The sequence below is a fragment of the Zhenpiania hominis genome (assembly GCF_014333425.1).
Classification (GTDB): Bacteria; Bacillota; Clostridia; order Peptostreptococcales; family Anaerovoracaceae; genus Hominibacterium; species Hominibacterium hominis.
Map to the genome: position 1 here is coordinate 18,075 of NZ_JACRYT010000007.1, position 25,330 is coordinate 43,404.

General features: G+C 49.7%; 21 protein-coding genes. 4 read left to right on the forward strand and 17 right to left on the reverse strand.

Going from position 1 to position 25,330, the window contains the following annotated elements:
* Positions 1–127 precede the first annotated feature (127 nt).
* The 3 genes from H9L42_RS08155 to pdxR form a co-directional block, all read right to left on the reverse strand.
* A complete protein-coding gene (locus H9L42_RS08155) occupies positions 128–910 on the reverse strand; it encodes a hypothetical protein (protein ID WP_187302905.1) in 783 nt (260 codons plus the stop codon).
* A 32-nt stretch (positions 911–942) separates the two neighbouring features.
* A complete protein-coding gene (locus H9L42_RS08160; RefSeq protein ID WP_187302906.1) occupies positions 943–1,212 on the reverse strand; it encodes a TIGR04076 family protein in 270 nt (89 codons plus the stop codon).
* 76 nt (positions 1,213–1,288) lie between these two features.
* A complete protein-coding gene (gene pdxR, locus H9L42_RS08165; RefSeq protein WP_187302907.1) occupies positions 1,289–2,695 on the reverse strand; it encodes a MocR-like pyridoxine biosynthesis transcription factor PdxR in 1,407 nt (468 codons plus the stop codon).
* Positions 2,696–2,853: 158 nt separating this feature from the next.
* Here pdxR and H9L42_RS08170 point away from each other — a divergent pair, with 158 nt between their 5' ends.
* Positions 2,854–3,333: a pyridoxamine 5'-phosphate oxidase family protein gene (locus H9L42_RS08170; RefSeq protein ID WP_187302908.1), complete on the forward strand. Its 480-nt coding sequence runs from the start codon at positions 2,854–2,856 to the stop codon at positions 3,331–3,333.
* Positions 3,334–3,388: 55 nt separating this feature from the next.
* On the opposite strand, the gene H9L42_RS08175 is transcribed toward H9L42_RS08170, so the two are convergent.
* The 10 genes from H9L42_RS08175 to H9L42_RS08220 form a co-directional block, all read right to left on the reverse strand.
* Positions 3,389–4,639: an adenosylhomocysteinase gene (locus H9L42_RS08175; RefSeq protein ID WP_187302909.1), complete on the reverse strand. Its 1,251-nt coding sequence runs from the start codon at positions 4,637–4,639 to the stop codon at positions 3,389–3,391.
* Positions 4,640–4,643: 4 nt separating this feature from the next.
* Positions 4,644–6,476 (reverse strand): glutamine--fructose-6-phosphate transaminase (isomerizing), encoded by a 1,833-nt coding sequence (gene glmS / locus H9L42_RS08180; protein WP_187302910.1) that lies wholly within the window; start codon positions 6,474–6,476, stop codon positions 4,644–4,646.
* A 19-nt stretch (positions 6,477–6,495) separates the two neighbouring features.
* The gene (gene glmM, locus H9L42_RS08185) at positions 6,496–7,845 is read right to left on the reverse strand and encodes a phosphoglucosamine mutase (protein ID WP_187302911.1); all 1,350 of its coding nucleotides are present in this window, start codon (positions 7,843–7,845) and stop codon (positions 6,496–6,498) included.
* 36 nt (positions 7,846–7,881) lie between these two features.
* The gene (locus H9L42_RS08190; protein ID WP_187302912.1) at positions 7,882–8,817 is read right to left on the reverse strand and encodes a CdaR family protein; all 936 of its coding nucleotides are present in this window, start codon (positions 8,815–8,817) and stop codon (positions 7,882–7,884) included.
* Entirely contained in the window at positions 8,804–9,658 is an 855-nt protein-coding gene (gene cdaA, locus H9L42_RS08195; protein WP_187302913.1) for a diadenylate cyclase CdaA, read from the reverse strand. Before cdaA ends, H9L42_RS08190 begins: the two co-directional genes overlap by 14 nt.
* Positions 9,659–9,830: 172 nt before the next feature.
* A complete protein-coding gene (gene hpf, locus H9L42_RS08200) occupies positions 9,831–10,358 on the reverse strand; it encodes a ribosome hibernation-promoting factor, HPF/YfiA family (RefSeq protein WP_187302914.1) in 528 nt (175 codons plus the stop codon).
* A 309-nt stretch (positions 10,359–10,667) separates the two neighbouring features.
* Positions 10,668–11,420: a ComF family protein gene (locus tag H9L42_RS08205; protein WP_187302915.1), complete on the reverse strand. Its 753-nt coding sequence runs from the start codon at positions 11,418–11,420 to the stop codon at positions 10,668–10,670.
* Between the two features lie 3 nt (positions 11,421–11,423).
* Positions 11,424–13,658 carry an SF1B family DNA helicase RecD2 gene (recD2, locus tag H9L42_RS08210; protein ID WP_187302916.1) on the reverse strand — a complete coding sequence of 745 codons (2,235 nt, stop codon included), beginning with the start codon at positions 13,656–13,658 and terminating at the stop codon, positions 11,424–11,426.
* On the reverse strand, positions 13,655–14,623 hold the full coding sequence (locus H9L42_RS08215; RefSeq protein WP_187302917.1) for a 3'-5' exoribonuclease YhaM family protein: 969 nt from the start codon (positions 14,621–14,623) through the stop codon (positions 13,655–13,657). The genes recD2 and H9L42_RS08215 overlap by 4 nt, the downstream gene beginning before the upstream one ends.
* Positions 14,624–14,704: 81 nt before the next feature.
* The gene (locus tag H9L42_RS08220) at positions 14,705–15,070 is read right to left on the reverse strand and encodes an ArsR/SmtB family transcription factor (RefSeq protein WP_187302918.1); all 366 of its coding nucleotides are present in this window, start codon (positions 15,068–15,070) and stop codon (positions 14,705–14,707) included.
* A 230-nt stretch (positions 15,071–15,300) separates the two neighbouring features.
* Between H9L42_RS08220 and H9L42_RS08225 the strand changes: the two genes are divergently transcribed.
* The 3 genes from H9L42_RS08225 to H9L42_RS08235 all read left to right on the forward strand — a co-directional run bounded on the left by H9L42_RS08225 (position 15,301) and on the right by H9L42_RS08235 (position 19,916).
* Positions 15,301–15,519 (forward strand): cation transporter, encoded by a 219-nt coding sequence (locus tag H9L42_RS08225; protein WP_187302919.1) that lies wholly within the window; start codon positions 15,301–15,303, stop codon positions 15,517–15,519.
* Between the two features lie 133 nt (positions 15,520–15,652).
* Positions 15,653–17,599, forward strand: a complete 1,947-nt coding sequence (locus tag H9L42_RS08230; RefSeq protein WP_187302920.1) for a heavy metal translocating P-type ATPase — start codon at positions 15,653–15,655, stop codon at positions 17,597–17,599.
* 346 nt (positions 17,600–17,945) lie between these two features.
* Positions 17,946–19,916, forward strand: coding sequence for an NAD(+) synthase (locus H9L42_RS08235; protein WP_187302921.1), 1,971 nt, complete (start codon positions 17,946–17,948; stop codon positions 19,914–19,916).
* Between the two features lie 48 nt (positions 19,917–19,964).
* Here the strand turns inward: H9L42_RS08235 and speC are convergent, their stop codons facing one another.
* From speC to H9L42_RS08255, 4 genes are all read right to left on the reverse strand, one after another.
* A complete protein-coding gene (speC, locus tag H9L42_RS08240) occupies positions 19,965–22,121 on the reverse strand; it encodes an ornithine decarboxylase (protein WP_187302922.1) in 2,157 nt (718 codons plus the stop codon).
* Between the two features lie 86 nt (positions 22,122–22,207).
* Positions 22,208–23,965, reverse strand: a complete 1,758-nt coding sequence (locus tag H9L42_RS08245) for a HAMP domain-containing sensor histidine kinase (RefSeq protein WP_187302923.1) — start codon at positions 23,963–23,965, stop codon at positions 22,208–22,210.
* Positions 23,940–24,626 carry a response regulator transcription factor gene (locus tag H9L42_RS08250; RefSeq protein WP_187302924.1) on the reverse strand — a complete coding sequence of 229 codons (687 nt, stop codon included), beginning with the start codon at positions 24,624–24,626 and terminating at the stop codon, positions 23,940–23,942. Before H9L42_RS08250 ends, H9L42_RS08245 begins: the two co-directional genes overlap by 26 nt.
* 96 nt (positions 24,627–24,722) lie before the next feature.
* Positions 24,723–25,316, reverse strand: coding sequence for a TatD family nuclease-associated radical SAM protein (locus H9L42_RS08255; RefSeq protein ID WP_346726299.1), 594 nt, complete (start codon positions 25,314–25,316; stop codon positions 24,723–24,725).
* Positions 25,317–25,330 lie beyond the last annotated feature (14 nt).

Sequence of the window (25,330 nt, forward strand, 5' to 3'; positions counted from 1 at the left end):
TAATAGAAAGACATTCGTTTCACAAATCTTTACAACAAAAAAACCGCGGGGAAGGAAAAATCCAAACGCTGTATTTCAGCACTGGATTTTCACCAACATCCCCGCAGCCGTAAAAACGGATTCCGGTTTATTCGTAAAAGAAGCACTTACCGCATATATCCGGCGAAGGAATCGCCTCATCAATGGTTTTGCAGTATGCCTGGCAAATTTTCCGGTCAATTCCATCCTCACTGATGGCTCCGGCCGGACAGGCGTTGATCATTTCCTGACTGCAGCTCACGCCTTTTACCCCTTTGATGCGGTACTGCCGCTGTATCTCCTGATAAATCTCTTCCAGCTGCTCATTGCTGAGCGGCTCGAAAGCGTCCGCGTACTGACCGTCCGTTATAATCGAACTGAATCTTCCCGCAAACCCATTCTTTGTTTTCAGACAGCCCGTAGGTCCGAAAGTTCCCATACCCGCCGCGTAAGCCGCAAGCTTGTGGGACCAGGTTTCTCTGCAGAGTTCCTCATTCCAGTCCAGCGGCGTATTGGTACATGAGGAAAGTCTTCCCACGGTCTCCAGCGCGTTTCGGATTACCCCGTTCAGACGCATGGAAAGCCACATTGATTCAATAAAGGCCCGTTTCCACTCTTCGGAAGGAGCGTCGCCTCCCCGGTTGCTCTCCGTTATTTCCGGAGCGTACGGCACAAAATGCACCACAACCGTATTCCCGGGGCGATAAATTTTTTTAGGATGATCGCAGATGGTTCTCGAAAAATACATGTCAAAAATAACATTTCTGGAATCCGCGTATCCGACAATCGGTTCCCCGAACCTTGTCCGGATATCCGGCCTCTGCTCAAACTCTTTTACCGCCATCTTTACATCGTTTAAAATCTTTTCTTTAATATTTACGCCAATATGCATCACTTTACTCCCTTCAAACCGGTCACTCGACCCTATTTGTTCGTTCTCGCAATTTTAAATATATTGATCACTCTCGCGTCCGGACAGCAGAACAGGCACTCATCTTCACTGTCCTCGCCCGGAACCGTCCCGCCATATCGTAAAATGTCGATATACGGAAAAGCGGTATGCAGCATCATCGGGCACATTTTCCCCCGATCCTGATCAAAGTCAAACCGATCGCCGATCTTGTGTCCGTAATGGCATGCCCCGTCCCCTTTTTTGCCCACCATGGTGATGGTAATTTTCGGCCTTCCTGCCATCGCTCTCACCTCACAGTCTTTATTCTGTTAACCACTGTACTCCTTTTTTGGACTGATTAAAAGTGCCAATTCCCCTCTATTTTTTAGTGCCAATTTTCAGCGCTTCCACAAGACGCCGGGAAGCGTCCTCCATATCCGCCAGAGCGATTCCGCCAAATCCGGCGATAATTCGATTTCTCCCGGTTCCCAGGGCAAAATATTTTTCCAGAGAATAAACGTTTATGCCCTTTCTTCGGCAGCGGACGATCATTTCCTCCGCCGTCAGCTCGGAGGACTCGATGATCATGTGTACTCCCGCGTCCTTCCCTGTCACGCGAAAGCCGTCTCCCAGCCCGGATTCCAAAGCGCTCTCCAGAATATCATGCTTTTTCCTGCTGTTCAGACGGGTCTTACGGATATGCCTCTCCCACTCCCCTTCTTCCATGAAAATTCGAAGCGCCTTCTGCAGTGTACCGGAAACCGTGTTATGGTATTCGCTGAAGCTCATGTCAAACCGATTCTTCAATACGGGAGGCAGCACCATGTAAGCCAGCCGGATAGAAGGGGACAGAATTTTCGAAAGGCTTCCCAGATAAATCACCCTGCCGTACTGATCCAGGCCCTGCATTGCCGGAATCGCTTTTGCGGTATAGCGAAAAACACTGTCATAATCGTCCTCCATGATAAAAAAGTCTTCTTCTTCCGCCATTCGGATGAGTTCAATCCGGTTCTGTATCGGCATCACGCCGCCCATTGGAAACTGGTGGGAAGGCGTCACATACACCGCCTGTACACGCTTGCCGCTGAGCTGATCCAGCCGAATGCCTTCACAGCCTCCCGCTTCCACCGGAATAATCGTAATTCCATGATTCTGCAATACATAGCGGATTCCGTCATACCCCGGTTCCTCAATGGCGCAGCGCCCGGGCCGCAGAAGCTGCAGCAAAATCCCTGCCAGGAACTGGGTTCCGCTGCCGATAATAATCTGTTCCGGGCTGCACTTCACACCCCGATCCCGTTCCAGATAATCCGCCAGATAACTGCGCAGAGCTGGATCCCCGTAATTCTCCCCATAGGAGAAGGTTCCTCTGCCTTCTTCCGAAAGGAGCGCCTTTTCCACCGCTTTCCGCCACTTTGCCAAAGGGAAACTCTCCATATGGCAGTTCCCATATTTCATATCATATAAAACCTTTTGCGCCCCGGAGGAGCTCTGCCTGTGGAAGCTCTGCATTTTCCGCTCCGCGGAATCCCGATCCGTCAGCAGGGCGTCCACATAGCGCACATAATAACCGCTTCCCCTTCTGTTTTCCAGATATCCTTCGGAACAAAGCTGCAGATAAGCCTGCTCCACTGTGTTGCGGCTCACTCCCAGCTTTTCAGCCTGCGCCCTTGTCGCCGACAGGCGATGCCCCTCCCGCAGCTGTCCGGAAATAATTTCATCTCGGATATGCTCATAAATCTGTATGTACAGCGGCTTCACACCGTTTCTCTCCAGCAGGATCATGCTATCTGCCCCCTTGCCCTTGTATTATGGCTAAATTGTACCACACGATCCGCCTCCGCGCTACTTGGCGACCTTGTTTCTTTTTCCCGTTTTCTTTCCCGTTGATTTGATTTATAATAGATAAAAAGAATACAAAAGTAGAAAGGACTGGATTTATTATGAATCGGGAAATGCATAAAAAGGAACGTCAGGTCTCAGATGAACGGGCAAAGGAAATGCTCCTGGAAGCGACAGAAGGAACCCTTGCCATGCATGGGGATGACGGCTATCCTTACGCGCTGCCTATGAACTATGTGTATCTGAACGGCGCCATCTATATTCACACTGCCGATTACGGATACAAAATCGACGCCCTCAAGGCAAATCAGAAGGTCTGCTTTTCTGTCATCGTCCGTTCCAAAATCGCGCCGGAGCTTTATACGACCCGGTATGAAAGTGTAGTTGCCACCGGGGACGCGGAATTTATTGAAGACGAAGCGGAGCGCCAGTTGGTTATGGAAACCATCGTAGATCGTTTTTCACCGGGGCTCCGGGAAGGCGGCATGAAATTCATAAAAGCCGCTATCGCCCGCACCGCGATTATCAAAATCAATATACGGGAAATGAAAGGGAAGGCCTTCCGGGCAGAGGGCCTGTAAGCTTCCCACCAAAAAAGAGACTTTTCCTGCGCGGACAAAGTCTCTTTTTCATCTTTTAAATCTGCCAGCTGTTCAGATAGGTTTCCTGCTCCGGCGTCAGAGCGTCGATTTCGATTCCCCAGCTTTCCAGCTTGCGCCTTGCGATTTTATCGTCAATTTCAGCGGATACGTCGATGACCTTTTTCTCCAGATCCTTGTAATGCTCTTTGATGTACATGGCCGACATCGCCTGCACCGCGAAGCTCATATCCATGATTTCCGCCGGATGCCCGTCGGCAGCCGCGATGTTTACCAGTTTGCCCTCAGCGATTACATGAATCCACTTATCCGGGCCCAGACGGTATCCCATAATATTTTTCCGGCTTTCCCGCTTTTCATCAGCCGCGGCCTCCAGGCCCTCCATATCAATTTCCACATTAAAGTGCCCCGCGTTAGCCAGGATCGCCTGATCTTTCATCTTGCGCATATGCTCTACCGTAATCGTATGATTACAGCCGGTAGCCGTTACAAAGATGTCTCCCAGCGGAGCCGCCTGTTCCATCTTCATTACGTCATATCCGTCCATTCTCGCCTCAATGGCTTTCACCGGATCAATCTCCGTAACGATTACTTTCGCTCCCAGAGCCGACGCCCGCATGGCGATGCCCCGGCTGCACCAGCCGTATCCCACAACAACAACCGTTTTGCTGGCGACAATCAGGTTCGTATTGCGCATAATGCTGTCCCATACAGACTGTCCGGTGCCGTAACGGTTATCAAACAGATGCTTGCACTGGGCGTCATTGACCGCTACCATCGGGAATTTGAGAATTCCTTCTTTCTCCATCGCCTTGAGACGAATGACCCCTGTAGTCGTTTCTTCACATCCGCCCCAGACCTCTTCCGCCAGATCCGGCCGTTCATTATGGAGAAGCCCCACCAGATCGCCTCCGTCATCAATAATGATATTCGGCTTATGGGCAAGGCACATCTCAATATGGCGATTGTATTCCTCATCGGTCGCCCCGTGCCACGCGAACACCTTCAGCCCCGCGTCCGCCAGAGCCGCCGCCACGTCATCCTGAGTGGAAAGAGAATTGCTCCCCGTCACCGACATCTGCGCGCCGCCTGCCGCGAGCACCAGGCAGAGATAGGCGGTCTTCGCTTCCAGATGGACGGAAAGGCTGATCTTAATGCCTTCGAAAGGCTTTGTCTTTTCAAACTCCTTTTCCAGCCCGGAAAGCAGGGGCATATTGTTTTTTACCCACTGAATCTTCTGATGGCCGGAGGGAGCCAGATGAATATCTCGAATCTGATACTGTTCCATATATTTACTCCACTGTTACTGATTTTGCCAGGTTCTTCGGTTTATCAATGTTGCATCCTCTGAATTTCGCCACATAGTACGCGAACAGCTGCAGCGGCACAACTGACAGCAGCGGCGTCACTTCATCCATGCAGGACGGAATATAAATGACTTCACTGGACTGTTTTTCGATTTCCCGGTTGCCCTCTTTGGCGATTCCCACAACATTGGCCCCTCTGGCCTTGATTTCCTGAATATTGGACAGCATTTTCTCAAAGAGGAAATCCTGCGTCGCCAGGGCAAAGACCAGCGTACCCTCTTCAATAAGGGCGATGGTGCCGTGTTTCAGTTCTCCTGCCGCAATGGCGAAAGAATTAATATAGGAAATTTCTTTGAGCTTCAGCGATCCCTCGTAGGAAACTCCGGAATCTACGCCTCTTCCAATAAAGAATACCTGCTCTTTTCTGCAATATTTTTTGGCAATGGCCTCTACGTCCTTTTCCTTTTTCAGCAGCTCCTCCAGTTTATCCGGAATCTGCTTCAGCTCCTCAATAAAGCGATTATAATAATCCTGATCAATAACCCCCTTGGTATGTCCCATATAGAGGGCAATCAGATACATGCACATCAGCTGGGTGGTATAAGCTTTCGTGGAAGCTACCGCGATTTCCGGCCCCGCCCAGGTGTAGAACACATCGTCCGACTCCCTTGCTACCGAGCTTCCCACAACATTGACTACGGAAAGAATTCTGGCGCCCTTGCGTTTGGCTTCCCGCAGCGCCGCCAGGGTATCCAGGGTTTCTCCGGACTGGCTGATGGCAATAAATAACGTTTTGTCGTCTACAAACGGATCCCGGTAGCGGAATTCGGAAGCAATATCCACCTCAACCGGAATACGCGCCATCTTTTCAATCGCCGCTTTTCCTACAAGCCCGGCGTGATAAGCAGTTCCGCAGGCCACGATATACACCTTGTTAAAGCTTTCGATATCTGCCTTTGTCATGGTAATGCCGTCCAGCTTAATGGTATTATCATCGTTCAGCCGTCTCATGAGCGTTTCATAAAGGCCTTTCGGCTGCTCATGGATCTCTTTCATCATAAAGTGGTCGTATCCGCCCTTTTCGGCCGCGTCCGCGTCCCATGTAACGTGGAACACTTCTCTTTTTACGACTTTCTGGTTCTCATCGTAAATTTTAATATCATCCTTCGTCAGAACGACGGTCTCATTATTTTCAATCAGATAGATTTTTCTCACATACTTGAGAAGCGCCGGGATATCCGAAGCGATAAAGTTGCAGCCTTCGCCGATTCCTGCCACCAGAGGCGCGTCCTTTCTGACCGCTACCAGACGATCCGGTTCGCCCGCCGCAACCACGCCGATGGCGTATGCTCCCCGCATCTGTTCCACTGCCCGGTTTACGGCTTTGTGCAGATCTCCGTCGTAATAAATACCGATCAGATGGGCGATGACTTCTGTATCTGTATCGGATTTAAATTTGATCCCATACTCGTCGATCAGCCACTCCCGCAGTTCCACATAATTTTCAATAATTCCATTATGTACGACTGTAATGGTGTTGTCGCTGTTGCTGTGGGGATGAGCGTTTATATCGGAAGGCGCTCCGTGGGTCGCCCATCTGGTGTGGCCGATACCGATTGTGCTTTCAAACTCCGGATCGCCGATAATCTTCTCCAGATTGCTGATTTCACCTACATGTTTTCTGGTCTCAATCTTTCCATCCCGGTACAGGGCGATCCCCGCGGAGTCATAGCCTCTGTACTCCAACCGTTTCAGCCCCTCTATAATAACTTCTTTCGCATTATTCTCCGTGCCGATGTATCCAACAATACCGCACATAATCTACCTCCTAACTAAATCAGCCAAACCGCTTTGTCAGCAGCTTTGCCAGTTCCTGTGCCAGTTCCGTTATATGATCCACATCCTCGCCTTCCAGCATCACGCGAACCAGCGGCTCGGTGCCGGAGGGGCGGATCAGAACTCTTCCGCGGCCTTCCATCTCAGCCTCCACTTTCTGAATCGCGGCGCGGATTTCCGGATCTTTCTCATATTTTGTTTTGTTTTCGTTTTTTACTTTCGCGTTTTTCAGCACCTGCGGATAAATCGTAATTTCATCCGACAGTTCTGACGGTTTTTTCCCGGATTCCAGTACGGCTCTCACAAGCTGCAGAGACGACAAAATCCCGTCTCCGGTAGTGGAATGGTTCAGGAAAATAATATGTCCCGACTGTTCCCCGCCGATCACGCAGCCCGTATTGATCATACTTTCCAGCACATACCGGTCTCCCACGGAGGTCACATCTACGCTGCACCCCATGGATTCAATGTATTTATGGAATCCCAGGTTGCTCATGACGGTAGCGGTTACCTTGTCATCCACAAGTTCCCCGGCATTTTTCAGCATCTTCGCGCAGATGCAGATCACTTTATCGCCGTCAATGATTCTTCCTTTTTCATCGATGGCGATCAGTCGATCCGCGTCTCCATCATAGGCAAGCCCCATAAAGGCGCCTTTGCGGATCACTTCCTGCTGCAGACGCTCCGGATGAGTAGAACCGCATCCATCGTTGATGTTCAATCCGTCCGGCTGGTTTCCAATGACTGAAACTTCCGCTCCCAAAGACTGATAAACGAGTTCCGCGGCTTTATATGACGCGCCGTTGGCGCAGTCCAACACCAGTTTTAGCCCATCCAGCCTGCGGTCGATAGTACCCGCGAGATAACGGACATAAATACCCAGAGCGTCATCATCCGCTTCCAGGCATTTGCCCAGCTTGTCGCCGGTAATATGGCTGTTTACATCAATATCCCGCAGAATCAGGTCCTCAATTTCATCTTCAATCTCATCATCCAGTTTAAAACCTTCACTGTTGAAGAACTTAATTCCATTGTACTCAAACGGATTGTGGGACGCTGAAATCACAACCCCCACATCAGCCTGATAATACTTTACCAGGTACGCTACCGCGGGTGTCGGCAGAACACCGACTTTAATCACATTCCCGCCTACAGCGAGAATTCCCGCGCTCAGCGCGTCTTCCAGCATGTCACCGGAAATTCTCGTGTCCTTTCCGATCAGAACGACCGGCTTTCCTTTTTTCTTACTGAGTACATGGGCGCCGGCTTTTCCCAGCTTAAACGCGAGCTCCGGAGTAAGCTCCGAATTGGCGACTCCCCGCACGCCGTCTGTTCCAAAAAGTCTTCCCATTGTCCTTCTCCTTTTCAAATTACCTGTAGAATACGATTAATCACTTGTTCTTATCTCAACTTCCACCTTTTCAGGCGTCAGATCTATATTTTCCAGTTGTTCTCCTCCTGTCACTTTTAAAGAAACCGTATGTGTGCCAGTTCCCCTGCGTCTCAGATTCGCGGAAAGCCGCAAATCCTCCGCGCTGACAGCATCCACTGCTTCTTTACTGCCCGTCACCTGCGCGGAAACATTCGCGGTCCGCACAGATGCTTCAAGACCGTTTTCCAGTCCCTGCAGCCGGATGTCCTTTCCCTGGATTTTCAGAGTTTTTGTATAATACAGCATCCCCTGCACTTCGACCGTTTCCGCGGAAAGAATTACATTGGAAACTTGCGCTCCGTCCTTATCGACCGCAATCGGCGTAACGGTAAACGTCTGAAGTTCATCAGAAAGTTCAGCGGCCCGGATTCTCGCCTCAACGGCTTCTACGGAACTGACCGCCGATCGTCCGCCCCGTACCTCAATCTCCGCCGGACTGGAAACGATCCCTCCGGGTTCGCTTCCGGAGGCGGTTTCTCCGCTGAAGGTAACTGTAATTTTCTCTTCTTTTGAAATCAGGTCTTCCAGTGTCACATTGATATTCGGCGTTGTAATTTCTCTCAGAGTCAGATCGCTTGGAACCTCCACCTGTACAGGGACGCGATTCCTTCCCTTTGCATACCCGAACAGATCCGCTTCCGCCGTAATTTCACTGCGATCCATTCGGTTGAGTTCCGCCCGGCTGCCTTCCACAATAATATCCACAGTAAAATCCCGGCTGCCTTTAATCGCCAGCTCGTTATCCTCCAGCCAGTCTTCATTAAGCAGGCTTACCGGAATATCACGAATCGTCTGTGTGGCCGTCGGATCGACTTCCCCCATTACATATACCCATAGAAAAATCGCGATTAAAAGCGAAATAATCTTTAATACCATATTATTTCTCAGCATTGTTCTTCCTCCTTATCTTTTTAAAGATATCAGGAAACAACGCTTTCTTCCCGTCCAACGCGCCGTTATTCAAATACAGGTTCAGGAGGGTTTTCTCTACGGTTCTGGTGTCCAGGAATCTGGAAAGCTTTCCGTCCACCGCCATAGAGATGATACCGGTTTCTTCCGAAACGATCAGCGTCACCGCGTCTGAATGTTCCGTAATACCAATCCCTGCCCTGTGTCGGGTGCCGAGTTCTTTTCCAATGGTTTTATTCTGGGAAAGCGGAAGCACGCAGCCTGCCGCGAAAATCCGATCGCCTCGGACGATAACCGCTCCATCATGCAGGGGAGATCCCTCGTAGAAAATGTTCCCCAGCAGTTCCGCGGAGATCTCCGCGTCCACAATTGTCCCCGACTCCGTCATATCGGTCAGGGAGGTTTCCCTCTCCAGCACAATCAGCGCGCCGGTCCGCTCTTTTGAGAAGGTGTCAATCGCTTTTATAAATTCCGTGGTGATATGCTTTGCCCGGTCTTTATCCAGCTGTCCGAATGCCGGACGGACAATTTTGGTCCGTCCCAGATACTCCAGACCCCGCCGCAGCTCCGGCTGGAACACGACCACCAGCGCTACCAGCCCCAGCGTCATAGCGCCTCTCAAAATCCAGTTTAGTGTATATAAATTGAGCAGTTCCGATAAAAAGGTCGCGATCACTAAAACAAGCAGACCTTTTATCAACTGCTCTGCTCTTGTTTCCTTTATAAATTCCAATATTTTATAAATAATAAACGCGACGATCAGAATATCCAGGATATCCAGAACTCCGATCCCTGATACGACGTTTTTTAAAAAATCCTGCATTCGCTATCCCCTTATGCTTTATCTTTTTTATTGTACAGAAATTCAGTACCTTTTTCAATATACAGAAGAAAGAAAAAGGGAAAATCATATTTGTCTACGCCGATTATGTCGAAAATGAGAAAAAAAGACTGCCGTACCGGCGATAAATCGCGGATACGGCAGCAGACTGTTTTTAATATGCTGTTTCCAGAAGGCCATAGTCGTCGTCGTTTCTCTTGTAAACAACTCCCACTGAATCGGTCTCCATGTTGAGGAATACGAAGAAATTATGCTCCAGCAGCTCCATCTGGACAACCGCCTCATCAACGGTCATCGGTACGAGATCAAATCTCTTTTTTCTTACTACATGGATTTCTTCCTGCTCGTCCTCTATCTCCGGAAGCTCTGCAAACGCAAAGTCTTTGTGATCTTTATATTTTCTCTGCAGCTTTGTTTTGAATTTTGACATCTGCCGAGAAAGCTTGTCTACAACTTTATCAACTCCTTCATACGGGTCCTCTGCCAGAACCTCTGCACGGAAAATGGTTCCTTTCGTATTGATGGTAGCCTCAACCTTATACTTTCCTTTTTCCCTCAGGGTCATAACGTTAGCAGTAATTTCATTTGAAAAGTATTTGTCCAGTTTCGCAAACTTCTTTTCAATGGTCTCTTTTAACTTTTCACTGGCATTATAGTTTTTACTGTTGATAACTATCTTCATACCCTTAAACCTCCTTGCTGGGAACCGGAACTCCGGCTCCTGTATTAGTGTTCCTATATTATAACACAAATTACAGATTATTCAACGAATTTAGAATGAAAAACCGACACTCCCTGCCGACTGTTCAGCTGACCTGGTCTTTGCCCCCACACCTGCCTTTACCTGACTTTGTCAGAGGACTTACTTCTAAACTACGCCATGATCACTGCCGCCTTGCGGATCAGCTTACGTGGGACCTTTTGCCCGTAGCTGGCCTGGCCTTTCAACCACAGACCTGAACAGCCGGCACGAAATGCCGGTTTGGATTAGTTATTGTTTTGGCGGGATATTCGCGCCGCAGGCAAAGCTGACAACGCAGACGCGTCCTGCTCCTGCCTCCCGCAGCGCCAGGCTGCAGGCATCGGCGGTGCTCCCGGTTGTATAAATATCATCAATCAGAAGAATCCGTTTTCCCTCGATAGGATAATGATTTTGCGGCGAAACAGAAAATGCTCCCCGCAGATTTTCATACCGCTCAAAAGGTCCCAGTCCCTTCATCGGCAGCGTCTCCCGCCGCCTCTGCAAAAGACCCGGCGCGCAGGGGATACCGCTTCGTCTGCTCATTCTCCGCGCCATAATATCCGCTTGGTTATAGCCTCTCCGCGCCTGCTTTTTTCGATGCATGGGAACCGGCACCAGCAGATCAAAGGTTTCCTCTTCCAACGACATGCGATCATAAAGCGCGTCTCCCAGTTTCCTTCCGATATAGGCTTTCCCCCTGTATTTATAATCCATCAGGAGCCCCCTCTCATACAGTCCGTACTGCACACAGGTAAAGCCCCTGTCAAACTCATGGTCAAAGGTTCTGCAGTCCCAGCATAGCGGATTCCGGTAATCCGGGCTTAAAATTTTCCCGCACTTTTGACAGGTTTTTTCGCCCAGCCAGTGAAAGCGCTGCATACAGGAATCGCAGAGCGCGTAATCCCGTGAATTATCAATGATGCTCCCGCAGGAGATACAGTAAATATTCGATGGATAAATCCACTCCATCGCTTTTTCAAATCCCTTTTCAAAAACCCCCATTTTTTACCCCTCTTTTGCTGAAAAAGAAAAATCAAGCAGCGCCTTCAGCCGCGCCTTCAGCCCCGAATAACGCTCTTTTGTCCGATTGTTGTCGATCATGCCCCGAAGTTTGTCTTCCGAACCTACCAGGACCACCGCCTGTTTGCCCCTGGTTACGCCTGTATACAGCAGATTTCTTGTGGCCAGCACCGGCGGGAACCAGGACATGGGCATAATGACAACCGGAAACTCGCTTCCCTGGCTTTTATGAACTGTAATCGCGTAGGCCAGTTCCAGTTCATCCAGCTGGCTGAAATCATAGGTTACGTATTTACATTCATCGAATACCACCGTCACTTCGTTAAATTCCCGGTCAATGCGGTTGATAAAACCCACATCCCCGTTAAAGACGCCCTCTCCTTCTGTAAAGTCCTCCTGGTTCTTCCACTTCATCTGATAATTATTGCGAATCTGCATCACCTTATCATGCTCCCGAAAGATCCGCTCTCCGAACTTCTTTTCTTCCAGCTGCTCGCGTGGCGGATTCAGCGCTTCCTGAAGCTCTTTATTCAGATTCATGCTCCCCAGAAGTCCCTTTCTTACCGGGGTCAGAATCTGGATATCCCGTACCGGCAGCAGCTGCGTATAGTAGGACGGCAGCCGCCGCACGCACAGATCTTTGATCGTCCGCAGCATATCCTTTTCGGTTTTCTCCCGCATCATGAAAAAGTCCTTCCCTTTTTCATTGTAATCCGGATATTCACCGTGGTTGATGCGGTGGGCGTTTACGACGATCAGGCTTTCCCTGGCCTGCCGGAAAATCTCCGTCAGCTTTACACAGTAAACATATTCGCTGTCAATAATATCGCGGAGCACGTTCCCCGCTCCCACAGAAGGCAGCTGATCCGCGTCCCCCACTAAAATCAGCCGGGTTCCCGGCCGGATCGCGCTGACCAGCCCGTTCATCAGCATCAGATCGATCATGGAAGCTTCATCAATAATCACCGCGTCCTGCTTCAGAGGGTCCTCGGCGGTCTTGCCAAAGCGCATGGTGTCTTCGCCCTCTGAGTAATAATATTCCAAAAGCCTGTGTATCGTGGAAGCTTCATAGCCGGAGGTTTCGGTAATCCGTTTGGCCGCCCGCCCGGTGGGCGCGGCGATGGCGGTTTTCAGTCCGCTGTGCTGCAAAATGCGGATCATCGTATTGATGATGGTGGTCTTCCCGGTTCCGGGTCCTCCGGTAATTACGGAAATCCCCTGGTTCAGCGAGGTCTTGACCGCGTATTTCTGATTTTCAGAAAGGCGTATTCCCGTATCCTGCTCCGTCACCGCGATCAGAGAGTCCATATCCGATCCTACAGGCCTCAGCCGGGCAGAGTTAATGGCCGCCATACACTTGCATACATTCTGCTCCGCCAGGTAATAGGGCATCAGAAAGACTACATTCCGGTTTTCCAGATTTTCAATATGGACATCTCCCTGAAACGCCATTTCCACCAGGCAGTCGCTTATCTTTTCCCGTTCCAGTTCCAGCATGCCGCCGGCTTTTTCGCACAGGACATTCTGAGGCAGGAAAGTGTTTCCCTCGCCGGCAAAGTAGTTCAGCGTATACTTGATTCCGCTCTTGATCCGATGTTCATCATCTCTCGCGATTCCCATCTTTTCCGCGATTTTATCCGCTTTCTTAAAACCCACGCCAAAGAGGTCCTCTGCCAGACGGTAGGGATTTTCCTGAACCGCGGCGATGGTGTCCGCTCCGTAAACCCGGTACAGCTTCATCGCGTAATCCGCGTTTATTCCGAACTGCTGCAGATACAGCGTAATCTCCGCGAATTCCCTGTGGCTGCGAAACGCTTCCGCCACAGACTCCGCCTTTTTTTCCCCGATTCCCGGAATTTCCGTCAGCCGGTGAGGCTGGTTCTCGATGACCGCGAAGGTCTCACTTCCAAACCGGGCGACAATGGCGGCAGCCGTCTTTTTTCCAATTCCTTTCAGCACGCCGGAAGAAAGAAACTCTTCGATTCCTTCTTCCGTGGAAGGCATCACCTCTTCAAAACTGCTGATGGCAAACTGCTCGCCGTAAGTAGGATGAATCTTCCACTGTCCGCGGAGCAGATAGCTTCTTCCTTTATGACAGGAGGGCAGGTTTCCCACCGCCGTAAACTGCTCATCTTCAGTTTCAAATACCGCGATGGTATATCCGTTTTCCTGATTGTGAAAAATAATATCCGCGATGACGCCCTGTTTTTCCTCTTTCATTTCCCGACGCTCCCGGGTTTATATAATCTGCGGTTATCCAGAGTCCATACCCGCTCGCTGAATTCGCCCGGATCGGTCTTATCAAGGGCGTCCTGCATATCGTACATTCTGGCGTCAATAATATCCAGATAGTGCAGAATTTCCGCTTCCGGAAACAGCGGTTTTTTGGGACTTCCGAATTCCGGCTCATAATGATGGGACAAAATCATATGCTCCAGCATAATGGCTTTTTCCTTTGGAAAGTTCAGTTCGGTCGTGAGACGGTCCAGGGTTTTCACCCCCTGAATCAGGTGGCCCAGCATCTGCCCTTCAAAGGAGTATCCGGAAGAAATTCCCAGTTCATTGGACTCGATTTCGTTGAGCTTTTCCATATCATGAAGAATCACGCCCGCCAGCACAAGATCCTGATTCAACATGGTATATACCTGGCACATGCGCTCTCCGTTCATCAGCATCCGCTTGATGTGATATAGCAATCCCGCCATCTCCGCGTGGTGGTTTTTCTGCGCCGCCGGATAGTACATGAGCTTTTCTTTATTCTCTGTAAGCATTTTCACGCACAGTTTTTTCAAATCTTCATCCTGGAAGTTCTCTGCTTTTTCCAGAATATACGCGTACATCTCCTCCGGCTTTTCCGGCGCCGCTTTAATAAAATCGCTGATGTCCACCGGATCATTGGTCGCCCTCTGCCGGATTCGCATCACGCGAAACTGCTTGAGGCCGTTCCACTCTGTTACAGCCGCTCGGATCTTAATGATATCCCCCTCTTTAATCTTAGACAGCGACGGAAGCTCTTCGTCGGAAACATCCCACTTTTTTCCGGAGATTTCACCGGTCTTGTCGCCCAGCATCAGATCCAGATACTGTTTTTTATTGGCGCCGATTTTCACAGCAATGGATTTTACCATAAAAAAGTCCGTCACTTCCTGCGCGGTCCTGATATTCGCGATATAAACCTCTTTCATTCTGATGGTTCCCTTCCTAAAAGATAATACTTAATTATATACAACCTGACTGGGTATTTCAAGAAAAACAGCGCTCGTCTCCTATCTCTCCGACGGACAGGTAATCTCCACCAGCTCCTCAATCATGTGGTGCAGCAACTGTGCCTGCGGCGTATCCGCCGCCTTATAATACACTTCCTTTCCCTCCCTGCGGCTTACAATCAGACCGCCGCTTTTCAACTGCCGTAAATGATGGGATACAGCGGGACTACTCATATCCACAAGGGAAGAAATATTGATGACACATTCTTCAAAGTGACAGAGAATCCAGAAAATACGGATACGGCTGCCGTCTCCCAGCTGTTTGAATACATCCGCCACCACCTGAAATTTATCCGCTGTCGGCATGTCTCGCAGCTTTTCTTCAATGTTTTGTCCGTGATTATGGGGTAATTGTATGTCTGGCATTAAAATCCTCCCTGTTTTGCGTTCTCTCTATTAAAAAACTCTTTAATGGTTATTTTACCATACTATAGGACATATGTAAGGCGCAAATTTTGAAAAAACATTCATCTATTCCCGCTCTATATAAAAATTTGTGGAAAACCGGTTGACTTTTTGTGTAACGATGTGTATACTCGAATTAACAATTAAACATATATTTAATTGATTGAGAATCATCAAGAAGGAGATATACCATGAAAAAAACTTATAAAATCGATGTAGACTGCGCAAACTGCGCGAATAAAATGGAAGGCGCCGCTAAGAATACCGATGGCGTAAAAGATGCCACTGTAAACTTTATGACGCTGAAAATGATCGTGGAGTTCGAAGAAGGGCAGGATCCGAAAGCAGTTATGCCGGAAGTTCTCAAAAACTGCAAAAAGGTTGAGTCCGACTGTGAGATTTATCTGTAAACAGCAATGGACTCCTGCCGCAGGTGAAAACGCCTTTCGCTTTCACGCTGATTCCGTGAATTTCCAGCAGAAAGGTGGTTTTTCAGGAAGCATAAATAAACAATTAAGCAATTATTTAAAGTAGGTGGTTTCCATGAACAAAAAACAGAAAAAAATGCTGGTTCGCATTATCCTTGCTGCTATTCTTCTGATCCTTTTGAGTCTTGGACTGGCGGATCTCATCGCCGGGGCCGTGGCTTCCCTGCCCGCCCTCGACGCAAGGCAGCGGACAGCAGAAAATATCGTTAAACTGATCCTTTACTTGATTCCGTATTTTATAATCGGATACGACATTCTGCTGAAAGCTCTGAAGGGAATCCGCAACCGCCAGGTATTCGATGAAAACTTTCTGATGGCCGTAGCAACCGTCGGAGCGATTGTCCTCGCTCTTTATGAACAGAGCGGCGATTACACGGAAGCCATCGCGGTTATGCTGTTTTATCAGGTGGGAGAACTGTTTCAGAGTTACGCGGTGGGAAAAAGCCGGCGCAATATCAGCGATTTGATGGATATCCGGCCTGACTACGCCAATATCGAGACCGATGGGGCTCTGGAAAAGGTAGACCCGGATGAAGTGGAAATCGGCAGTACCATTATCGTACAGCCGGGAGAAAAGGTTCCCATCGACGGCGTGATTCTGGAAGGCGCTTCTTCTCTGAACACCAGCGCCCTTACCGGTGAAAGTCTGCCCCGGGACGCCAAAAAAGGCGATGAGATCATCAGCGGGTGCATCAATATGACCGGAGTTCTGAAAATCCGGACTACAAAGGAATTTGGAGAATCTACGGTTTCTAAGATTTTAGAGCTGGTAGAAAACGCCAGTTCCCGCAAATCCCGATCCGAAAACTTTATCTCCAGATTCGCCCGGGTCTATACGCCTGCCGTCTGCGTCGCGGCTCTGGCGCTGGCGATTTTGCCTCCCCTTGTCCGCATGTTCGGCATGGGGGTTCCCGCCGATTGGGACAGCTGGATTTACCGCGCCCTGACCTTCCTGGTTATCAGCTGCCCGTGCGCCCTGGTGATCAGTATTCCCCTGAGCTTTTTCGCGGGGATCGGCGGCGCCAGCAAAGCCGGCGTGCTTGTGAAAGGTTCCAACTATCTGGAAGCCCTTTCACAGACCAAAATTGTCGTATTTGATAAAACCGGCACGCTGACCCGGGGGGTCTTTGAGGTAAACGATATCCACCATAACAAGATGGAAGCGGAAAAGCTGGTAGAATACGCCGCTCTGGCGGAAAGCGCTTCCTCCCACCCCATCAGCAAAAGCCTGCAGAGGGCTTACGGCAAGGCAATCGATCGTTCCCGCGTCACGGATATCCGGGAAATCAGCGGCAACGGCGTAATGGCCAAAGTGGACGGAATCGAAGTGGCCGCCGGCAACGACAAGCTGATGAAGCGCCTGGGAATTTCCTATATTGACTGCCATTCGGTGGGCACCATTATCCATGTAGCCGTAGACGGCGCCTATGCCGGTCATATCGTGATTTCCGATGTGGTCAAGGAGCATTCGAAAGAAGCGGTTCAGGCCCTCAGATCCGCCGGCATCCGCAAAACCGTAATGCTCACAGGCGACGCCCGGAAAGTGGGAGAACAGGTGGCAAAGGAGCTGCAGCTGGATGAGGTCTACGCGGAACTGCTGCCCGCGGATAAGGTGGAAAAAGTGGAAGAACTGCTCCGGAGTAAAACAGGGAAAGAAAAACTCGCTTTCGTCGGCGACGGCATCAACGACGCTCCGGTATTAAGCCGATCGGATATTGGAATCGCCATGGGAGCTATGGGATCGGACGCGGCCATCGAAGCCGCCGATGTAGTGCTGATGGACGACGATCCGCTGCAGATCGCCAAATCCGTAAAAATTTCCCGCAAATGCCTGCGCATTGTATATCAGAATATTGTGTTCGCCATCGGCATCAAATTGATCTGCCTTGCTCTGGGCGCGCTGGGAATCGCCAACATGTGGCTGGCCATCTTCGCCGATGTAGGCGTGATGATTCTGGCAGTGCTCAACGCGATTCGGGCGCTGTTTGTAAAAAAACTATAGAAAATCGAAGCGGGGTCGCTTATGACAGACCTCGCTTCGATTTTTATTTTGAAAGCTTAATTATATTTTTTCTTTCTTCCTTAGAAACAAATAACTAAAAACAGGAAATGTTACTAAAAAAGACCGGGTTCCAGCCTTCGAAAAAGCTCTTCCTGTCCAAAACAAGCCTTTTTTCATTATCCATAGCCTGCAAACGTTGAAATTATAGAAACAATTTGATAGAAACAGAATTTGTTGATAAATCCAGCATCCCCTGCCCCGCAAAAAACAGATCCTTTTTAAATCCGAAAAAATAGTATATAATAAACTCAATTATGACATATACCGGTTAAGGAGAAATTTATCCATGAAAAATTTAGGTTTTGTCAGGGTTGGAACCGCGGTCCCGACCCTGAAGGTTGCAAACACAAAATACAATGCAGGCCAGATCCTGGATTTAATTGAGGAGGCGGAAAAAGAGCGCGCGGGCTTTCTGGTGCTTCCGGAGCTTGCTCTCACCGGCTATTCCTGCGGGGATCTGTTTTATCAGGAGCATTTGTACCAGCACCAGCTGACAGCTCTGGCTCATATCTGCCGCGCTACGGAAGAACGCAAGCTGGTTGTGATTCTCGGCTGCTATCTGCGGCTTGAAAACAATCTTTACAACTGCGCGGCTCTCATACAGAACGGCGATATAAAAGGCATCGTGCCCAAAATGTTCCTTCCGAATTCGAAAGAATATTATGAAGCCAGATGGTTCGCGTCGGGAATCGATCTAATCCGCCGCAGAAAAACCGTTTCTTTGTTTGGCAGAGAAATCCCCTTTGGGAATCTGATTTTCACAGACGCGGAAGCGGATCTGTCCGTGGGAATTGAAATCTGTGAGGATTTATGGCTTCCGGCTTCTCCCGGGGCGCAGCTGGCCTTAAACGGAGCGCACATCATCTTTAATCCTTCCGCCAGCAACGACACGGTCGGAAAAGCCGATTACCGAAGAAATCTCATTACTGTGGAAAGCTCCAAGAGCAACTGCGGCTATGTATACACCTCCGCGGGTGTAACCGAATCCACGACGGATGTTGTCTTCAGTGGACACAGTATCATTGCGGAAAACGGTATCGTCCTGAAAGAAAGCCAGCGTTTCGCCAGAAAAAGCGCGGCGTACTACAGCGAAATCGACTTCCAGCGTCTACGCTTCGAGCGTTCCCAGAATCATAATCTGGCTCAGTGCGCGTCCGCTATGGGTGAACTCTCGGAATTTCAGACCGTTAAACTCGCGCCGGTCCGTCTTGTAGGCCCTTCGGACCGCCTGCACCGCCATTACGACAAAAATCCGTTTGTTCCGGACGACAGCAGACAGGTGAACGAACGCTGCCGGGAAATTTTCAGCATTCAGGCAGCCGGCCTCGCCAAGAGAATTGAACATTCCCATTCCAGAAAATCCGTGGTCGGAATTTCCGGCGGACTGGATTCCACGCTGGCGCTGCTGGTCTGTGCCTACACCCACAAGCTCATCGGACGGCCCGCTGACGATATTATTGCCGTTACAATGCCCGGCTTCGGGACAACGGGAAAAACCTACAACAACGCGCTGACCATCATGAAATTGCTGGGCGCCCAGGTGCGGGAGGTTTCCATTAAAGACGCGGTCAACCAGCATTTCCGTGATATCGGACACGATCCGGAAACGCACGATGTCACTTATGAAAATTCCCAGGCCAGGGAACGGACACAGATTCTCATGGATATCGCCAATCAGGAAGGCGGTCTTGTAGTGGGAACCGGCGATCTGTCGGAAATGGCCCTGGGTTGGTGTACCTACAACGGCGACCACATGTCCATGTACGGTGTTAACGCCAGCGTACCGAAAACTCTGGTGCGGTTTGTGGTTAAGTGGGTCATGGAAAACAAATTAAGCGGGCCGGAAGAAGATCCGGATTTCAGTTCTGACAACGCTCTCTTGAAAACGACCCTGCAGGATATTCTGGACACGCCGATTTCACCGGAGCTGCTGCCGCCGGATCCCAACGGAAATATCGCTCAGAAAACCGAGGAAAGCGTCGGTCCGTATGTACTCCACGACTTTTTCATCTACTATACGATCCGCTATGGAATGGAACCGGAAAAACTGCTGTTTACAGCGAAAAACGCCTTTGCCGATGAATACGACGAAGCGTTTATACAAAAGTGGATGAAGGTCTTTTATCGCCGCTTCTTTACGCAGCAATTCAAGAGAAGCTGTGTGCCGGACGGCCCGAAAGTCGGTTCCGTCAGCCTGTCTCCAAGAGGCGACTGGCGAATGCCCAGTGACGCGGACCCGGCGCTGTGGTTGGAATAAAAAATGGAAAAGCCGCGGGAGATTTGCTTTCTCCCCGCGGCGCTTTTTTTATTCCTCCGCAAGCACATAAGCGCAGGCTTTTGTCCGGCTTCCGTCTTTTTTCAGATAAACGCCGTGTATCTCCGGCGCGAATCCGGGGAACCGGTTGATTCCTTCTTCCAGAATCTTAAAGTATTCCACCGCCGTATGGCTCCATTTCTCACCCGGAGCAACGCAGAAAATTCCCGGCGGATAAGGCAGCGCCCCTTCCAGAGCGACTTCTCCTTCAATTTCATCAATATCCACCATCTTCGCCTGATTTCGCACCAGAGCTACGCCGGCTTCGTAGGGAGAAACGGACACTTCCGGAAAGGTTTCCTCCCGGAACAGCTTCCTCTGGAACTCTTTGGCGTTTCGTGCTTTATAAAAATCATGCATTTCCTGGCACAGATCCCGAATCCCCACACCCCGATAGCGTTCTTCATTGTCCCAGTACAGATACGGCATTACCTGTCCGACCGGCGCGTTCTGCTGCACCAGCTGTTCAAAACGCATCAGCTGCGCCACCAGAGAATCCAGCTTTGGCTTTGTTTCCGCCGGCGTCATCAGGAACAAGATTGAGTTGAAATCGTTCTTTTCCGGGATGATGCGGTTATCCCTCAGGAAGCTGGCGAGAATCGTAGCGGGGATTCCAAAATCCTCATATTCCCCGGTTTCCACATTGATTCCCGGAGTGGTCAGCATCAGCTTGTTGGGATCGACGAAATACTGCTCCTCGCCATAGCCCTCAAAGGAATGCCACTTCTCCCCCGGAACAAATTTGAAAAAGGAGATATCGTCGGCGATTTCCTCTGTGCTGTAGTCTTCCCATGGTTTTCCCTTCACGGTCGGAGGAATAAAGGGTTTCAGCATGGAACAGTTTCGCAGAATGGATTTCCTGGCTTCAATCCCCATTTTCACACAGTCGGCCCAGAGTTTCCTGCCCGAAGCGCGATCCTGCATCCTGGCGTTTACATCCAGAGCCGCGAAAATCGGATAGAATGGGCTGGTGCTGGAATGGGATCGATACGCGTTGTTAAAACGCTTGTAGCCAAGATACCGTTTCTGTCCCTTAATATGGGAATCTTTTTTATGGATATAGGAGGACTGGGAAAATCCCGCCTGCTGCTTATGTACGGACTGGGTTACGAAAATTCCCGGATCATCGGGTCCCAGTTCCAAAAGCAGCGGAGAGCAGTCCCGCATCATGGGGATAAACTGTTCATACCCCACCCACGCGGAATCAAATAAAATATAGTCGCACAGATGACCGATCCGGTCTACCACCTGTCTGGCATTGTAAATCGTCCCGTCATACGTCCCCAGTTGGATAATCGCCAGACGGAAGGGGCGCTTTTCTTCCGCTTTTTTCGGCGCGACTTTCGCGATCCGTTCCCGCAGATAGGCTTCCTCAAAGCAATGCTCATCAATTCCGCCGATAAATCCGAAAGGATTTCGGGAGGTTTCCAGATAGACCGGCTGTCCGCCCGCCTGAATCAGCGCGGCGTCATAGGCGGATTTATGGTTATTCCGGTCAAAGAGAACCAGATCCCCCGGAGCGACTAACGCGCTTCCCACAATCATATTGGAAGTACTGGTGCCGTTCATTACAAAGAACGTGTTATCGGAATTAAACACTTTGGACGCGTTTTTCAGGGCGTCCTCCGCGGGTCCTTCATGAATCAGCAGATCCCCCAGGGCTACATCCGCGTTGCAGATGTCTGACCGGAAAATCGTCTCCCCGTAAAAATCGTACAAATAGCGGCCTGCCGGATGCTTCCGAAAGTACTGGCCGCTCTGATGCCCCGGACAGTTAAACTGCTGGTTTTTCAGATCAATATAATTGCTCAGTGTTTCAAAAAACGGCGGAAGCATCCTCTTTTCATACTGTTCCGCTGCGGTTTCAATCTCATTATCCACAATATCCTGATTCAGTTCCTTCGTGTACACCCAGCGATACACCTGCTCTTTCAGATCGTCATCCATATATTCCCGTGTCTCTGAAAAAACAAATACCGGAACCTCAAACCGCGTCTCATAAATCGCGTGAATGATCTCCCGATCCTGATCGGAGACCACGGCCGCCGCGATATCCGTATAATCGGTGTCACCGATGTCAATCAGCGTTCTCTCTGTTGAAAAATAGCCGCGTACTGACGATGAATAAGCAATTTTCAGCGCTCTCAATAAAAATCCCTCCTTAATACTGCCCGCAAACACGTTCCTCTCGTTCAAACAGTATCATGAAGGGATTTTATTGTCAACATATCTTCTTATTTCTCGTCTTCCGGCTCCTGCTCCGGACTTCCGGTCTCCGTATCCGCCCCGTTTTCTGGAAATGGCTCCGCGGCAGGTTCCGCCTGCTCCATTCTTTCGTTTTCCAGATCCACAGCGGTCGGCTCATCCTCTGAAGCCGCGGCCAGTATCAGCTTCACCTTGAACAGGTCGCCGTCAATGAGAATATCAATCCGCCCTTTCATCAGCTTCATCAGATCTTTGGCAATCGCCAGTCCGAGGCCGCTGCCCTCTGTGGAGCGTGACTCGTCTCCCCGTTTGAACCGCTCCATCAGCTCAGACGGATTAATATTGAGAGACTGTCTTGAAATGTTTTTCATCTCCATTACCACCAGCTCCCCGTTTTCCGCGGGCTGAGTCTGGAAAGAAACATACACTCGCGTATTTTCCTGTGAATATTTCAGTACATTACTCAAAAGATTTGAAATTACGCGCCAGAGAAGCTGTCCGTCCGCTTTTACAAAGTAATGGAGTTGCTGTGCCTCAATTACAAATTCCAGATTGGACGCTTCAACCTTTTCGTTCATCTCGCCCAGCCCCTGATTCAGCAGAGAAAGGAAATCCACCCGGCTCATCCGTACCGGAATCGCTCCGCTGGAAGCCTTGGCGGCTTCAAATAAATCTTCCGTCAGCTGCTGCAGACGCTCTGTTTTCTGCTGCAGAATATCCAGATACTTGGGCGCGTTTTCGCTGTCCAGACCCTCGGTCTTCATCAGATCGATGTAAGTTACCATGGAAGTCAGCGGCGTTTTTAAATCATGTGAAACATTGGAGATCAGATCGGTTTTCATCTGCTGATTTTTTAATTCGCTCTCAACGGCCGCGCTGGTCGCCCCTGTAATTTTATTGATCCCTTCCGCCAGCCGATCCAGTTCGCTGTCCCCGTCGATCGGGATCTTATAGTCCAGATTGCCGCTGCTTACCTCGTCGATTCCCTTTTTAATCTCGTCATACTTACTCACCCATTTCGGCGCGAAGACCAGAATTACAATCAGAACCACAGGCGCCAGGAACATGGTAGCGGACAACAGGCAGATCAGAACCGCGATCAGCACAACCTTCCTCATCGTACTTCCCCCAAGATAAACCTCTGTATAAATTTTATCAAACAGCCACCTGCACAGTGAATAGTCCAGGAATTTTCCGGCCTTTACCTTTTTAATGCAGGAGAGTCCCAGACCCAGGCCGAGCGCGGAAAGGCTTCCCCCCAGAAGCACGGCCATTCCCGCGTCAATCGCGAGGCTGTACGCGGTCACATTGTAAAGCCCCAATTCCCATCCGTAAATCGACTGAATTCCGCTGTCTACATATTGTGTGAAAATCGCGCCTCCGTAAAAGAAAATAATACAGATGGCGGCTACCTGAATTTCCGCGAACACATGATCAAAGCGGCTGAGCCGATAGTTGCCGTTTTCATCCCGCACCCCTACTGCGATTACCAGATATAGCAATGTAATCAGGGAGACAACTCCCGCAATAACCGTAACAATCGTCCATCCTTCCATGTGGTCCTGCAGAACTGCTATGTTGGAAAGATTCCATCCCTGCTGAAGCAGGAAGTCCTGCAAGGCCGCGTCGCCTCCGTTTTCCAAAAAATAGGGGTCCAGATATCCTGTATAGGCATTCAGCGTGGACGCCGCTAAAAGCCCCACAATAAACACCAGAAAACTCAATACACACACAACATACGCCGTAATAAAGACCGGCTTTTTATATCTTTTCGATTTTATATCCAATTCCCCACACCACCTTTAAATACTTCGGATTCTTGGGATTAATCTCTATTTTTTCCCGGATTCTCCGAATATGTACCGCAACCGTGTTTTCCGGATTATAAGCCGGTTCGTTCCATACGGCCTCATAAATCTGATCCATGGAAAACACTCGTCCCGCGTGTTCGGTCAGAAGCTTTAAGATGCCATATTCGATGGGCGTAACCGCGACAGGTTTTCCATCCAGTTCCACAGTCTTTTGCTCATCGTCAACAACCAGTCCCCCCGTCTTAAAGACTCCTGTTTTTTTCTCAAGGCTTCCCAGATCCACATATCTTCTCAGCTGCGACTTGACCCTGGCAATCAGTTCCAGAGGATTGAACGGCTTTGTAATATAATCGTCGGCGCCGACGTTCAGCCCTGTAATCTTATCATAATCCTCGGATTTCGCGGACAGCATGATAATAGGAATATTTTTTTCTTCCCGGATTTTCATCGTAGTCCGCATCCCGTCCAGCTTTGGCATCATAATGTCCATCAGGATCAGGTGTATGTCTTCTTTCTCTACGATCTGCAGCGCTTCCATGCCGTCATAGGCCTTGAAAACCTCATACCCCTCGTTTCTTAAATAGATTTCAATCGCGTTTACGATTTCCTTATCATCGTCACAGACTAAGATATTCATGTTTGCTCCTTTCCGCTTACAAGTTTATCTTACGGTTTATTTCTTAACAAAGATTCCACGGTATTCTTACAAAATTCTTAACTCATTTCCACCGTATTACCGCACCTTGAACCCTACGCCCAGTTCCGCAGCAATCTGCCTGCAGCGTTCTATATGGTCCGCGGGGATACAGCCCACCACGCTGACGGTCGTCTCCTGAACAAAGGATTTTACATCCTTTATATACGCGAGAATCGAATCAAAAGAGGACACCCCAAATTCAGGCAGACAGAGTTCGTTATAGGACTCCGCGTCCGCCTCATTCAGACTCACGGATACCCGGTCGATAAGCCCCTCTAACATAGGCGCGGTTCGTTTGCCGTGAATCCGATCCGCAAGGCCGTTGGTGTTCATACGAATTTTAATATCTGCTTTATCCTTTACCCGGCGGCTTATTTCCAGAACATCGTTCAGGCGAATGGAAGGTTCTCCATAACCGCAGAAAATCAGTTCCTCATACTCATACGCCCGCTGCCGCTCCAGTTCCTTCATGACCTCTTCCACAGACGGTTCCTTCTCCAGCCACAGATTATCCGCGCCGCCCAGACCGTCCGTCATCTGGCGGACACAAAAACTGCACCGGTTGGTGCATCGGTTAGTCAGATTCATATAAAGGCCGCCTCCATAGGTATATACGATACTGCTTTCCACGTTTTCTCCCTCCT

What these genes read in the sequence shown, in the direction of transcription:
- H9L42_RS08155 (WP_187302905.1), bottom strand. Translation starts at nt 910, where the DNA reads ATGCATATTGGCGTAAATATTAAAGAAAAGATTTTAAACGATGTAAAG.
- H9L42_RS08160 (WP_187302906.1), bottom strand. Translation starts at nt 1,212, where the DNA reads ATGGCAGGAAGGCCGAAAATTACCATCACCATGGTGGGCAAAAAAGGG.
- pdxR (WP_187302907.1), bottom strand. Translation starts at nt 2,695, where the DNA reads ATGATCCTGCTGGAGAGAAACGGTGTGAAGCCGCTGTACATACAGATT.
- H9L42_RS08170 (WP_187302908.1), top strand. Translation starts at nt 2,854, where the DNA reads ATGAATCGGGAAATGCATAAAAAGGAACGTCAGGTCTCAGATGAACGG.
- H9L42_RS08175 (WP_187302909.1), bottom strand. Translation starts at nt 4,639, where the DNA reads ATGGAACAGTATCAGATTCGAGATATTCATCTGGCTCCCTCCGGCCAT.
- glmS (WP_187302910.1), bottom strand. Translation starts at nt 6,476, where the DNA reads ATGTGCGGTATTGTTGGATACATCGGCACGGAGAATAATGCGAAAGAA.
- glmM (WP_187302911.1), bottom strand. Translation starts at nt 7,845, where the DNA reads ATGGGAAGACTTTTTGGAACAGACGGCGTGCGGGGAGTCGCCAATTCG.
- H9L42_RS08190 (WP_187302912.1), bottom strand. Translation starts at nt 8,817, where the DNA reads ATGCTGAGAAATAATATGGTATTAAAGATTATTTCGCTTTTAATCGCG.
- cdaA (WP_187302913.1), bottom strand. Translation starts at nt 9,658, where the DNA reads ATGCAGGATTTTTTAAAAAACGTCGTATCAGGGATCGGAGTTCTGGAT.
- hpf (WP_187302914.1), bottom strand. Translation starts at nt 10,358, where the DNA reads ATGAAGATAGTTATCAACAGTAAAAACTATAATGCCAGTGAAAAGTTA.
- H9L42_RS08205 (WP_187302915.1), bottom strand. Translation starts at nt 11,420, where the DNA reads ATGGGGGTTTTTGAAAAGGGATTTGAAAAAGCGATGGAGTGGATTTAT.
- recD2 (WP_187302916.1), bottom strand. Translation starts at nt 13,658, where the DNA reads ATGAAAGAGGAAAAACAGGGCGTCATCGCGGATATTATTTTTCACAAT.
- H9L42_RS08215 (WP_187302917.1), bottom strand. Translation starts at nt 14,623, where the DNA reads ATGAAAGAGGTTTATATCGCGAATATCAGGACCGCGCAGGAAGTGACG.
- H9L42_RS08220 (WP_187302918.1), bottom strand. Translation starts at nt 15,070, where the DNA reads ATGCCAGACATACAATTACCCCATAATCACGGACAAAACATTGAAGAA.
- H9L42_RS08225 (WP_187302919.1), top strand. Translation starts at nt 15,301, where the DNA reads ATGAAAAAAACTTATAAAATCGATGTAGACTGCGCAAACTGCGCGAAT.
- H9L42_RS08230 (WP_187302920.1), top strand. Translation starts at nt 15,653, where the DNA reads ATGAACAAAAAACAGAAAAAAATGCTGGTTCGCATTATCCTTGCTGCT.
- H9L42_RS08235 (WP_187302921.1), top strand. Translation starts at nt 17,946, where the DNA reads ATGAAAAATTTAGGTTTTGTCAGGGTTGGAACCGCGGTCCCGACCCTG.
- H9L42_RS08250 (WP_187302924.1), bottom strand. Translation starts at nt 24,626, where the DNA reads ATGAATATCTTAGTCTGTGACGATGATAAGGAAATCGTAAACGCGATT.